Source organism: Fibrobacter sp. UWS1, assembly GCF_002300445.1.
In the GTDB taxonomy this organism is placed as follows: Bacteria; Fibrobacterota; Fibrobacteria; order Fibrobacterales; family Fibrobacteraceae; genus Hallerella; species Hallerella intestinalis.
The window spans coordinates 102,209-114,586 of sequence record NZ_NSGW01000001.1 but is presented as its reverse complement, the minus strand read 5'-3'; the positions used below and the strand labels follow the sequence as shown (position 1 = coordinate 114,586).

Below are 12,378 nucleotides of genomic sequence, written 5' to 3'. Positions count from 1 at the left end.
TCTCAACGCATCGTTTTCGAGATATTCTGGGCATAAAACTACATTTTATTCGACGCTAAATGCGGGAAAAAATCAAAAAAAAGGATAAAAGAACTTTTCCTGCGACTTGGATAGCTGACAAAAACGGCAAGAAAAGAGGTGAAACCGCCCAAAGCAAAGCACTTGCTGTTTTAAAAAGCCCATATTAAATCCGGATTTTATTAGGCGGATTTTCGTCGCTAACGCGACTTAGGTTTGTAGTTTAACTTGCGTATAAATATACTCTAAAGGGGTCATAAAGTCAAGCCTTTTTCGAGGCCTGTTGTTCAGTTTATCCTGTATCCAGCGAACTTTCCGGGGAGAGATTCCCTTGAACGACTCCTTCTTGGGAAGATATTGGCGTATTAGACCGTTCATGTTCTCGTTGGCACCGCGCTCCCAGGAGTGGTACGGGTTCGCAAAGTAGTAATCCGCCTTCATAGCTTTCGCTATTTCTGCGTGACAGGCGAACTCCTTCCCGTTGTCCGAAGTGATTGTGAGAATCTTGACTTCGAACGTTTTCTCAAAGTCCTTCAGCGCCCTCACAAGCGTTCTCTTCAGGTCTTTCGCGTTCTTCGTCGGAAGATACCTTATCAGGCTGTAATTCGTCATCCTGTCGTTGATCGTGAGCAGGTTCGCGTCATGGTCCGCGCTGTTTATCAGGTCTATCTCGATGTCGCCTACGCGTGATTTCTCGTCCACGATTGCCGGACGTTCCTCGATGGGCACGCGGCCTACAATCTGGCCTCTCTTGTCCTTCTTCTCCCCGCGCTTACGGTATGGTTTCTTGCCGTGCCGCAAGTGCTTCTTCAGGTCCTCGTCCTTGTTCACATGCCTGTATATCGTGGCGACGCTAGGGACACCCATCCCATCGAGTTTCGCGCGTCCGTTCACCTGTTCGGGAGAGTAGTCTTCCTTGATTTTCCCGTCCACGATTTTCCAGTCGTCCTCGTCGTAGTCGTAATGCAGGTGACTTGTCGCGGCAAGGAGGTCTGCCCGTTCCTGCGACTTGACCGGGTCGTAATGCTGGCGGCCGCCGCCCCTGTTTAGTTCCCTGTAGATTGTGGATTTGTGGACCTTCAGCTGCAAGGCTATGTTTTTCGGGGGGATCTTTGCCGCATTGAGCGCTCGTATTTCGTATCTTTGTGCTTGGTTGAGACTCACCGCCATGTCCTTTTTTGGTAGAATCGGCAAGGTAGAAAAGTTTCGGCCAGGTTCCCCAGGGGCTAGCCCTAGGGAACTTTTTTTCTTCCCGATTCAACCTATATCAGTCGCATTGACGGTGAAAATTCGCGTTATATTGGCAAAACGGAGAACAACAAAAATGAAGGATTTTGCAAGAGAATACCACGCCAAACACCTGGGCAACTGCGCAATGTCCGTTGCCGCCGCCTGGCTGAACGCCCATGAAAGCGACCCTTCCGAAGTCGAAAAATTTAAAACCTGCGGTGCGGGGCGTGCTCCCGACGGCCTGTGCGGAGCACTTTACGCCGCCACGCAATTCATGCCCGAAAAAAAGGATGCCATTGTTCAGGAATTCAGCCGGGTTGCCCAAGGAACTCTTTGCAAGGAGATTCGCAGCAAGACCAATATGACCTGCAATGACCGGGTCGCCCTTGCCGCCGAAATCCTTTCGCATCTCGAAGAAAAATAACCTGTTCGATTTGCTCGATTTTCACATTCACATCGCGCGACTTCCCCGCCCGGAAGAAATTTCCCGAGCGCTCGTTCGTCGTGGCTATAAGGCTGTTCTTGTCGCCTGCGAGCCCTGGGAATGGGAAAGAATCGAAGCTTTGCTTCCTCTATGGAAAGATTCGGCGATTCCCTGTTTTGGCATACACCCGATGATCGCTGCGAATTTGAATCGGGAAGAACTTGCCGCCTTGCGCTCCCTGCTGCACAAATACCCGCAGGCCTTTGTCGGGGAATGCGGACTGGACAAGCGTTTCCCCGGCTATGCGCCCGGAGAAATCCAAGAAAGCGTATTTCAAACCCAAGCGGAAATGGCTCTGGAAATGCAACGCCCGCTGATGCTCCACTCGGTCGGCGATTCGCGTCGCCTTTTGAAAATTCTCGAAGGAGCTGGATTTTCGCCAACTTGCGGGCAGCCGATTTTTCACCGATTTTCTGGCGATGCGGAAATCGTCAAACGGGCGATGGCGTTGAATGCGCTATTTTCCTTGCATTTAGACAGTTTTCGCAAAAAATCCTTTTGTCGCGCGCTCCCGCTCATCCCGGCAGAGAGAATCCGCTTTGAAACCGACGCCGACGAAAGTTTTTTGATGCCCAGCCCCGAAGCCCTGGAAAGCAACTTGCAGGAATGCGTTCGGCGTTTTGAATGGCTAAAAATGGAACGAGATTCCGAAAACCTCTGAATTCGTTTAGATATTCGCGAAATTTGCCTCTTTTTAATTTCGGCAACGCTGAAAAACTTTTCTTCTTCTGTTTTGGCGATGAAAAGCGCTTTTAAAGCAAACGCTCCTCCGAACGAATTAAACGCAAAGACAAAATTGTACCGCCAAAATTCACGAAATTTGGGCTTTTTCGCTGTTTTTTTGATAGATTTAGGGTATGCCAACGGAAATTTTGCAACCGACACAAGAACATATTATTCATGTGCTGATGAAAAAGAACCCCGCCCTTGACGAGGGAATGCTTCGGAATGCCGTAGCGTTTATATCCGATGCGCACAAGGGACAATTTCGCAAAAGTGGAATGCCCTACACGGAACATCCCTACGAAGTCGCCAAAATCATAGCCGAAATGAAACTCGACACCTCTTCGGTACTTGCGGGATTATTGCACGATGTCGTCGAAGACACTCCGCACACTCTTGAAGAAATCAAATCCCGATTTGGCGAAGACGCCGCCTTTATGGTAGATGCCGTAACAAAAATTTCCGCCGTGCAAAAGCAGGGAAATAAAATCGAGCAGAAGGCGGAAACCTATCGCAAATTCATCAGCGCGATGGCAAAGGACCCGCGGGTCATCATGATTAAAATTGCGGACCGCCTGCACAATATGCGGACCCTGCAATACATGAAACCCGAGAAGCGCAAAATTATCGCCCAGGAAACCCTCGACATCTACACGCCGCTCACCCACCGTTTTGGACTTTACCAGTTCAAATCCGAATTGGAAGACTTGGCTTTTAAATACCTGAATCCGGTCGAATACAAGCGGGTCGTCGATCACCTTCTTTCTACAAAGGAAGAGCGCGAACGCTATATCAAATCGGTGGTGGGCCCGCTCCAGATCAAAATGGCGTTGGAAGATTTTGACTGCGTTATCCAAGGGCGCACCAAGAACATCTACAGCATCTACGGGAAAACCCTGAGCCGCAACTGCTCGCTGGATGAAATTTTTGACATTTTCGCCATTCGCATTATTGTAGAAACCATTCCCGAATGCTATCAGGCACTCGGTTACGTGCACAATCTCTGGACGCCCCTGCAAGGGCTTTTCAAGGACTACATCGCAACGCCGAAACCGAATCTTTACCAGAGTATTCATACGACGGTCATCGGGCCGGAAAATAAAATGGTCGAAGTGCAAATCCGCACGAAGGACATGGACTTGACCGCTGAAAAGGGCTTTGCGGCGCATTGGGCTTACAAGCTCGAGACGCAGAGAAGCGGTGAAGAGCTCGAATGGATCGACCGTCTTGCCAAATTACAGGCGGAAATTCCGGATTCCGTGGAATATCTGAACTTTTTGCGCGTCGATTTGAAAAACGAAGGCGTTACCGTATTCACTCCGAAAGGCGACTCCATTGAACTTCCTGAAGGGAGTACGATTCTCGACTTTGCCTTTGCCGTTCACACGGAACTCGGATTGCATTGTGTAGGCGCCCGCATCAACAACGACGTCATCAACGCCACCAAAGTCGTCCCCAATGGCGCGACCATCCAGGTGCTGACCAACCACAATCAGAGCCCGCTTCCGGAATGGCTGGAAATCGTCCGCACCGAAAAAGCGAAACAGGAACTCCGCCGCTGGATGCGCACAAGCATCGCCAAGGAAGCGCAAACCCTCGGCAAGGAGCTGTGGCAGCGGGAATTGCGGGTTTTCAAAATCCAGAAGCACGAAGAACAGCCGAAACCCGAAGAAATCTGCGAATTTTTCAAAGTAAAGAATATCGAGGAATTTTATGACAGGCTTGGACTCGGCAATATGGAACTTTCCGAGCTTGCCCGCTTCATTCAAAAAATCCACCCGGAAAAATTCCAGGAAGCCGATCCGGAATCGCCCGTGAAACTTTTCGTGACCAACCAGGCGGATGAATCCCAGCTGCCCGTGGAAGTCGGCAATGAATCGAGCCTTCTTATCCACTTTGCCAGTTGCTGTTCCCCGATTCCCGGAGAGCCGATTGTCGGAGCGCTGATGCCGAAACACGGCATTGAAGTCCACCGTAAAGACTGCACGCGTCTTTTGAACATCCCCGAAACCCGCCGGATTTCCATGGAATGGAACAGCGATTCCAAAAAGGAGTTTTCTGTGCATTTAAAAGTGGACACCGATGACCGCAAGGGCATTACTGCCGAAATTTTGGACGAAATGAACAAGGCGAAGGTTTTTATTGAGCGGATGAGCGTCGTTTCTGCCAAAAAGGCAGGACGGATTCGTCTTGTTTTCCGCATTGCCCGCCGGGACATTTTGGAACGCCTGATGGAATCCCTCCGCAAAATTTCAGGAGTTCGCGAGGTAACACGCCTATGATGACACTCACCCATCCCGTTGAAGACCAGACCGTCCGCAATCGGGCGTTCAACTGCCGAATGCGCAACCGCCGATACGAGGAAGTTTTTTACGCTTTCTGCGCGCTCTCCCCTTTGATGACGCAGACCAATGTGAGCGATCGACGCGAATGGTTTGCCGCCATCGGTGAAAAAATCGCCGTTTGTGAAACGACGCTCGAAGCCTGTCTGGAATATGCGCAGGCTTCCGTCTTTTTTGGCAAGCTTGAAAAAATCGGGCACTACTCCTCGGAAAATCCCCGCGGCATTTTGCAAGAAGAGCTGCTGCTCGTGTATTTTTTGAGCGAGTTGCAGGCGACGACGCGCTACCTGCTTTCCCGCATCGAAATGGATAAAGAACTGCAGAATATGGATTCCGAAATGGAAGCCAACAAGAACGGGGCCTACGTTTTCGGATTCATTTCCAATATGCATAAAAATCTGAACGCCTTGAACCTCGCGACGGAAAAGGAATTTCGCGATTTGCACTCGCACATTAAAACGCGTTTTGAAATCGGGAACGAACTTTTCGGCATTTTGCAAGAAGTGCAGCATTTCTATTAATCGAAGGTGATCATGCAGCTTTCCGAATACTTCATCCTCATTTTCTTCCTTTTTCTAGGAATTGTCGTCGCCGGTGGAGCCGTCATTTTCGGCAAGATTCTAGGGCCGAAATCCAAGGAAACCAAAAATAAATTTGCGCCTTATGAATGCGGAATGCAAACCGTCGGGAACGCGCGAATCCAATTCAAAGTCGGCTACTATCTTTTTGCGCTCCTGTTTTTGATTTTCGATATCGAAGCGCTTTTTCTGTTTCCCGTTCTTGTCCACTTCAAGGCGATTGTCGGCGGGGAAACCATCCTTTCGCCTGTCATCGTCGCCATCGACCTCGTCGTATTTTTGGCGATACTCGTCTGCGGACTTGCCTACGCTTGGAATAAAGGAATCCTCAAATGGGAATAATCAATTACTTGCCCAAAATTCTCGACCCGGTTCCCGGCGGAAAAAAAATCGTGGACGCCCTAGACTATGTAGTGAACTGGGCGCACGCCAATTCCCTTTGGCCTTTGACCTACGGCACCAGCTGCTGCGCCATTGAAATGATGTCCGCATCCATGGCCCGCTACGATATTGCCAGGTTCGGCTCCGAAGTTTTCCGCGCTTCCCCACGGCAAGCGGATCTTTTTATTTTGGCCGGAACGATTACAGAAAGAATGGCTCCCGCCATCCAGATGCTCTGGGAGCAAATTCCGGGCCCCAAATACGCTATCGGCATGGGAGCGTGTACCATTTCGGGTGGACCTTTTTATTACAACAATTACTCCGTCGTCCGCGGCGCGGCCAGCATCATTCCCGTTGACGTTTTTATTCCCGGATGTCCGCCCAGACCGGAAGCGCTTTTCCATGGACTTTTAAAGCTCCGGGAAAAAATTCGACAGGAAACCTACCGTCACCCGTGGCACGAAGGCGACATCGATTCCACGGATCTGAGGAACCGTTTTGCCGAAGCAAAGAAAGCCTGGGAGGCTTTGGAAAAAATCAAGGACGAGGAAATGGCGGAAGCCCGGACGCATTTCAAAGAGCGGAATCCCGATTACAAATCCGGCTATCGTCCGACCCGCATCGTAAAGGAAACCTTTCCGGAAGTTTCCTACCGGGCAAGAAAACAGCAAGGACTTTCGCAAAAAGAACTTTTTGGCATTGCGCAGGAGAAATTCCAAGGCGTTTCGCTTTACGGGCTGGAAGTTTCGGACGAGGCTTTTGCCGCCATGGAATCCGATACGCCGCTGGATATTCTGGTTTCCAGAGAAGACTATTTGGCTTTCGCCGAATTTTTGAAAAACGATCCGAGAACGCAGATGGATTATCTGATTGACGTGACCGCCGTCGATTGGAAGGACCACTTCGATTTGATCGCCCAGCTGATGAGTTCAGAAAAAGGCCATAAGATTTTTCTGCGCCTTTCGCTTCCAAAGGACGATTCCATTCCCGAAGAGAAACGGGCGAAGAGTATTTTGGCTTCCGCTCCGTCGCTTTCCAAGCTGTATTTAGGGGCGAACTGGAAAGAACGCGAAGTCTTTGATATGTTCGGCATCGCCTTTGAAGGGCACGACGACCTGCGCCGGATTTTTTTGGACGAAGATTTTCCGGGCTATCCTCTTCGCAAGGATTTTACGCACCCGCACATCATTTCGAGGGAGGGCTAAATGGAAGAACTATTCAACCTTCCCGGATTCAAGGAAGTTTTCAAGGACCCGAACAGCGAAGAATTTATTGTGAACATGGGTCCGCAGCATCCCAGCACGCATGGGGCTTTGCGTTTGCAGCTGCGTCTGGACGGCGAAAACATCATCGAGGTCGTGCCGCATCTGGGCTACATCCATCGGGGACTCGAAAAACAGGCGGAAAGCCAAAATTATCTGCAATACATTCACCTTTCCGACCGGCAGGATTACCTGACCGCAATCCAAAATAATCTGGGAGTCTGTCTGGCTTTGGAAAAGGGGATGCAGATTGGAGTTCCCGAACGGGGCGAGTACATTCGGGTGATGATGGCGGAACTCGGGCGTATTGCGTCGCATCTGGTTTTCTACGGCTGCTTCGGCGGCGATTTGGGCGGCCAGACGCCTCTAATCTACGGCTTTAAAGAACGGGAAATGATCCACGATATTTTCGACGAGCAGACCGGTTCCCGCCTGACGACCAACTTTTTCCGACCGGGCGGTTCCCGCTACGACGTGACGGATACGTTCATTCCCAGGGTCAAGGATTTTCTGGAAAAGCTGAAGCCCGCTATGGAAGATTACGAAAGGCTGCTCAGCACGAATCTGGTTGTTCTGGAGCGCACACAGGGAATTGGCGTGCTTTCCAAAAAGGACGCGCTTGCATTCGGATGTTCCGGTCCTGTCGCCCGCGCTTCGGGAGTAAATTACGACGTCCGCAAAAACGACCCTTATGGCATTTACGACACATTCGACTTCCAAGTGCCGATTCGTACCGAAGGTGACTGCTACGCCCGTTACCAGGTGCGCATCGCCGAAATCCACGAGTCGATGAAGATTCTGGAGCAGTGCATTTCCCGCTTTCCCGATGGGCCGTGGCGCAGTAAGGAAAAGCCCGTTCGACTTCCGGCGGGCAGCTATTATGCGGCTAGCGAAACGGCGAAGGGACTCTATGCGACCTATGTGGTTGCCACTTCCGGAGACAAGCCTTACCGCATCCATACGCGCGGTCCTAGCTTTGCGAATCTTTCCGCTTTAAACACGATGGTCAAAGGGCATAAAGTAGCAGACCTGGTGGCCGTCATGGCGACCCTCGACCCCGTTATTCCCGAAATCGATAGGTAAACGATGACACCGTCTATTACAAATCCGATTGGCGACTTTGTTCGGGCGAACATTCCCATTCCGGAACTCGCCTACCTGATTAACGCCCTGCTGTGTATCTGCGCAATTTGCACGGTGGCTTTTGGAAGCGCAATGGTGCTGGTTTACATGGAACGCAAGGTATGCGCCCACGTCCAATGCCGTTTGGGTCCCATGCGACTCGGCTTTCACGGCTGCATCCAGACTGTCGCCGATACGATCAAGCTCATTTTCAAAGAGGTCTATGCTCCCGGCGGCGCGGACAAGATTCTTTACTACATGGCTCCGATGGTCATTCTCGTTGCGCCCTTTATGGCTCTCACGATGATTCCTTTTGGCCCGTCCCTGCAAGTCGCCGACATTCCCGTCGCCGTTCCGCTGATCATTGCGGTAAACGGTTTCGGCATTTTGGGAATTCTGCTTGGCGGCTGGTCGTCGAACAACAAATATTCCCTTTTGGGTTCGCTCCGTTCCGGAGCCCAGATGATAAGCTATGAAATTTCGTATTCCCTCGTCCTTCTCTTTATTGTGATGCTCGCCGGTTCCGCAAGCCTTCGCGATATTACGCTAAGCCAGCAAGGAACCCTTATCGACTGGTGGATTTTCAAAGCACCCGTCATCGGGATTATCGCTTTTGTCATGTTCCTCATCAGCTCTTCCGCGGAACTGAACCGCGCGCCTTTTGACATCGTCGAAGCCGAACAGGAATTGACCGGCGGCTACCACACGGAATACAATGGCACCGCTTTTGCCATGTTCTACCTCGCCGAATACATCAACCTGGTGACGACTTCCTCTTTGGCGACTGTCTTTTTCTTTGGCGGGTATCTGCCTCCCTGCATCGGAATCGCCGCTATCGATAGCATTTTGAACATGGTTCCCGGCGTCGTCTGGTTCTTTGCCAAAGTCGTCGTGATGATTTGGATTTACATGATGCTCCGTTGGACATTCGTGCGCCCGCGCGTGGACCAGCTGATGAGTCTGGAATGGAAATTCCTCTTGCCCGTGAATCTGATTCTTCTGGTTCTCGGGGCAGTCTTCATCTCTTTCGGATGGATTATCAAATGAACCGCTATTTTAAACGCATTCTCCAGTCCGCCAGTTTTTTCAAAGGGCTTTCCGTCACCCTGAAATATTTTTTTCAACCCAAGCGGATTGTGACCGAACAATATCCGGAAAACAGGGACTCTCTCCGCATGTATTCCCGTTTCCGTGGACGGTTGGAAATGATTGAGGATGAAAACGGCGAGAACAAGTGCACCGCCTGTGGGATGTGCGAAAGGAATTGCCCGAACGGAAGCATCAGCGTTTTACCGACGAAGAATATCGCCGGGAAAAAAGTTCTCGGGCGTTATATTTATCGGCTGGACACCTGCACGCAATGCGGACTTTGCGTCGAAAGTTGCCCATTTGGCGCGATTCGTATGAATCAGGAATTTGAACTCGCCGAATTTGACCGCAGCCGTTTTGAAATGAAATTGAACCAGAAGGAGGGGCGAGCATGAGTCTTATTTCCGACGCGCTCTTTTCGGACATCGTTTTTTATGTGGTCGCCGCCGCGATGATTCTTTCGGCAATTATCACGATTACGGCAAAAAACCTGTTGCAGAGCGCCGTGTTTCTGATTGTTTCCTTTATCGGAACGGCGATTCTCTATTTGATGCTCCATGCGGAATTTATCGCGATGGCGCAAATTATGGTTTATGCGGGAGGCGTCGTCATCTTTGTGATATTCACCATCCTTTTGACAAGCCATCTGGGAGAGGCGACGCTGAATATCAAACTGCCAAGAAATTTTATCGCCCTCGCTATCGCTGGCGGACTTCTGTTCACCGTGGTTCGTTTTTTGCTAAAAGCGAAAGACATCCAGACCGCTTTGCCGGGTGCCCATAGTGATTACGCATCCCTTCCGCAGCTTGCCTTGCGCCTGCTCTCCTCGGATCCTTCCGGTTTTTTGATTCCTTTTGAACTCGTGAGCTTTATTTTATTGGTGACACTCATCTGCGCCATTACCATTGCGCGTAAACTCAAGGGGGAAGAATGACCCTCGAAAACTGTCTGATACTTTCCTTTATTCTTTTCGCTATCGGCATCTGCGGCGTGCTTCGCCAGCGGCACATGGTCGGCATGCTGATTTCGATTGAAATCATGCTCAATGCGGCGAATATGAATTTCATTTCTTTTGCGTATTTCAAGGCTGCGGATGCCACTGCCGGAGCCGTGTTCAGCATTTTTGTCATCGCGCTCACCGCCTGCGAAATGGCGATTGCTTTGGCGATCGTCGTCAGCATGTACCGTCGCCATCACAGTTTGGACGTCAACCAATTGAGGGATCTCCATGAATGAATTTCTGATTTCCCATAGTTACTGGATTCTCCTTTTTCCGTTGATCGGGTTTCTGGTGAACGGTTTGATTCTTGCCAAAAATCACCGCAAGGCGGCAGGAACTCTTTCCGTCGTCCTTTCGGGGTTTTCAATGCTCTATGCGATCGCCTTGGTCGTCGCCTATTTCGCCGGAAACGCACCGCAGGCGATTGTCGCTTGGAAATTTCCCTTTCTCGCATTTTCTAAAACCCTGATTGCCGAAGCCGCCTTTTTGCTGGATCCGCTTTCGGCCATGATGGTTTTTGTCGTGACCGTCATCGCTTTCTTTGTGAACATTTACAGCCTGGGCTATATGCGCGAGGATCGGGCGGAAGGGCGATTCTTTGCGCTGCTTTCCTTTTTCACGTTTTCCATGCTCGGCCTTGTGGTTGCGACGGGGCTTTTCCAGATGTATTTCTTTTGGGAACTGGTCGGCATCGCAAGCTATTTGCTCATCGGTTTTTGGTATGAACGTCCCCGTGCCGTGGCCGCGTCAAAGCAAGCGTTTATTGTGACCCGCTTTGCGGACAGCTTTTTTCTGCTGGGCATTGTCATTGTAACTTATGTCGTCAAATCGTTCCATTTCGGCGTGCTGAATATCGTCCAGCCCGAAATGATGACGGGAACTATTTCCCTTGGATTCTGGGATGTTTCCGCCCGGGACGCCCTTCTCTTCGGTTCCGTTCTGATTTTTATCGGCGGCTGGGGAAAGAGCGCCATGTTCCCCTTGCACATCTGGCTTCCGAACGCCATGGAAGGTCCGACACCTGTTTCCTCCATCATCCATTCCGCAACGATGGTTGTCGCCGGTGTTTATCTGGTCGCGAGGATGTTCCCGTTTTTTGCCTCTTGCGAAGGCACACTGGAAATTGTCGGCACCGTCGGAGCGTTCACGGCGATTTTTGCAGCGGTTATCGCATGCACGCAAAAAGATATCAAGCGGATTCTCGCCTACTCGACCCTTTCGCAACTCGGCTATATGATGTTCGGGCTTGGAGTTTCGGCAACCGCAGCGGCGAGCTTCCACGTTTTCAATCACGCCTTTTTCAAGTGTATGCTCTTCCTGGTCGCCGGCTCCCTGATCCACCAAGTGGAAACGAACGATTTGGACAAAATGGGCGGACTCCGCAAAAAAATGCCGTTCACTTATATCGCCGCCCTCATCGCGTGCCTTTCCATTTCGGGCATTCCGCCGTTTTCGGGATTCTTCTCCAAAGATGAAATCCTTTCGGGCGCAATCGCCTCCGGCCATCCGTTTATTTTTGCGGTCGGCTTTGTCACCAGCGCGCTGACGGCTTTCTACATGTTCCGCTTTTTCTTCCTCGCTTTCCACGGGAAGCCTCGCGCTGACCTTTCCCACGCGAAGGAGGATTTCGCAATGACCTTGCCTATCGTGTGTCTTGCCGTTCCATCGTTTTTCAGCGGATTCCTTTGCCGCGGGCTCTTTGAAAAATTCTTCGACAGTTCCGCGGCGCACCTACCGGAAACCGCCTCCTCTTTGACTCCCTACGTTCCTTATCTGGCAACCGGAGCCGGCATTTTGGGAATCACCGTGGCATGGGTCCTTTACGCCAGCCCGAAAACGAATATCTCCCGTGCGCTGGATTCCACAAACCGGTCCGCGCTTTACAAAACCGTCTATCACAAGTTCTACTTCGACGAAGGCTATTACGCATTCACCCGCCAGTTTATTTTCCGGGGAGTCGCCGCCTGCGCACGAGCTTTTGAAGATTACGTCATCGGCGGGATTCTCAAGCTGGTCACGTCCGTAGTCCACTTTGCCGGAACGCTTGTCCGCGAAATGCAGACGGGCTACCTTTCCATCTACATCGGCACGCTTATCGTCGGCGTTATCCTGTGGCGTTACCTCGGCGGACTTCCCATCTAAAGGTTTA

At 50.9% G+C, this 12,378-nt stretch carries 14 protein-coding genes and 1 pseudogene; 14 read left to right on the top strand and 1 reads right to left on the bottom strand.

Features of this window, described 5'->3' with window-relative positions; translation table 11 throughout:
* Nucleotides 1-59: 59 nt before the first annotated feature.
* Nucleotides 60-188 (top strand): hypothetical protein, encoded by a 129-nt coding sequence (locus BGX14_RS16225; RefSeq protein WP_255404457.1) that lies wholly within the window; start codon nucleotides 60-62, stop codon nucleotides 186-188.
* Nucleotides 189-228: 40 nt separating this feature from the next.
* Here BGX14_RS16225 and BGX14_RS00470 read toward each other — a convergent pair whose 3' ends face one another.
* Entirely contained in the window at nucleotides 229-1,188 is a 960-nt protein-coding gene (locus tag BGX14_RS00470; RefSeq protein WP_095878741.1) for an IS30 family transposase, read from the bottom strand.
* 154 nt (nucleotides 1,189-1,342) lie between these two features.
* On the opposite strand from BGX14_RS00470, the gene BGX14_RS00465 reads away from it, so the two are divergent.
* The 13 genes and pseudogenes from BGX14_RS00465 to nuoL all read left to right on the top strand — a co-directional run bounded on the left by BGX14_RS00465 (nucleotide 1,343) and on the right by nuoL (nucleotide 12,371).
* Nucleotides 1,343-1,672, top strand: a complete 330-nt coding sequence (locus tag BGX14_RS00465) for a hypothetical protein (RefSeq protein WP_073303300.1) — start codon at nucleotides 1,343-1,345, stop codon at nucleotides 1,670-1,672.
* Nucleotides 1,620-2,393 (top strand): TatD family hydrolase, encoded by a 774-nt coding sequence (locus tag BGX14_RS00460; protein ID WP_095878754.1) that lies wholly within the window; start codon nucleotides 1,620-1,622, stop codon nucleotides 2,391-2,393. Before BGX14_RS00465 ends, BGX14_RS00460 begins: the two co-directional genes overlap by 53 nt.
* Before the next feature lie 196 nt (nucleotides 2,394-2,589).
* Nucleotides 2,590-4,737, top strand: coding sequence for a bifunctional (p)ppGpp synthetase/guanosine-3',5'-bis(diphosphate) 3'-pyrophosphohydrolase (locus BGX14_RS00455; RefSeq protein WP_073303301.1), 2,148 nt, complete (start codon nucleotides 2,590-2,592; stop codon nucleotides 4,735-4,737).
* Nucleotides 4,734-5,318, top strand: a complete 585-nt coding sequence (locus tag BGX14_RS00450; protein ID WP_095878753.1) for a hypothetical protein — start codon at nucleotides 4,734-4,736, stop codon at nucleotides 5,316-5,318. The genes BGX14_RS00455 and BGX14_RS00450 overlap by 4 nt, the downstream gene beginning before the upstream one ends.
* A gap of 12 nt (nucleotides 5,319-5,330) precedes the next feature.
* A complete protein-coding gene (locus BGX14_RS00445; RefSeq protein WP_073303305.1) occupies nucleotides 5,331-5,717 on the top strand; it encodes an NADH-quinone oxidoreductase subunit A in 387 nt (128 codons plus the stop codon).
* Nucleotides 5,708-6,187: pseudogene (locus BGX14_RS16365) on the top strand (NADH-quinone oxidoreductase subunit B); the annotation flags it as partial. The gene BGX14_RS00445 and the pseudogene BGX14_RS16365, both read left to right, overlap by 10 nt.
* 120 nt (nucleotides 6,188-6,307) lie before the next feature.
* Nucleotides 6,308-6,961: an NADH-quinone oxidoreductase subunit C gene (locus BGX14_RS16360; protein WP_369833013.1), complete on the top strand. Its 654-nt coding sequence runs from the start codon at nucleotides 6,308-6,310 to the stop codon at nucleotides 6,959-6,961.
* A complete protein-coding gene (locus BGX14_RS00435; RefSeq protein ID WP_095878751.1) occupies nucleotides 6,962-8,101 on the top strand; it encodes an NADH-quinone oxidoreductase subunit D in 1,140 nt (379 codons plus the stop codon).
* A 3-nt stretch (nucleotides 8,102-8,104) separates the two neighbouring features.
* Nucleotides 8,105-9,187 carry an NADH-quinone oxidoreductase subunit NuoH gene (gene nuoH, locus BGX14_RS00430; protein ID WP_073303311.1) on the top strand — a complete coding sequence of 361 codons (1,083 nt, stop codon included), beginning with the start codon at nucleotides 8,105-8,107 and terminating at the stop codon, nucleotides 9,185-9,187.
* Nucleotides 9,184-9,624 (top strand): NADH-quinone oxidoreductase subunit I, encoded by a 441-nt coding sequence (locus tag BGX14_RS00425; protein ID WP_233126353.1) that lies wholly within the window; start codon nucleotides 9,184-9,186, stop codon nucleotides 9,622-9,624. Before nuoH ends, BGX14_RS00425 begins: the two co-directional genes overlap by 4 nt.
* Nucleotides 9,621-10,163: an NADH-quinone oxidoreductase subunit J gene (locus tag BGX14_RS00420; protein ID WP_073303313.1), complete on the top strand. Its 543-nt coding sequence runs from the start codon at nucleotides 9,621-9,623 to the stop codon at nucleotides 10,161-10,163. The genes BGX14_RS00425 and BGX14_RS00420 overlap by 4 nt, the downstream gene beginning before the upstream one ends.
* Nucleotides 10,160-10,465: an NADH-quinone oxidoreductase subunit NuoK gene (gene nuoK, locus BGX14_RS00415; protein WP_073303314.1), complete on the top strand. Its 306-nt coding sequence runs from the start codon at nucleotides 10,160-10,162 to the stop codon at nucleotides 10,463-10,465. The genes BGX14_RS00420 and nuoK overlap by 4 nt, the downstream gene beginning before the upstream one ends.
* Nucleotides 10,458-12,371: an NADH-quinone oxidoreductase subunit L gene (gene nuoL, locus BGX14_RS00410; protein WP_095878749.1), complete on the top strand. Its 1,914-nt coding sequence runs from the start codon at nucleotides 10,458-10,460 to the stop codon at nucleotides 12,369-12,371. Before nuoK ends, nuoL begins: the two co-directional genes overlap by 8 nt.
* Nucleotides 12,372-12,378: the final 7 nt, after the last annotated feature.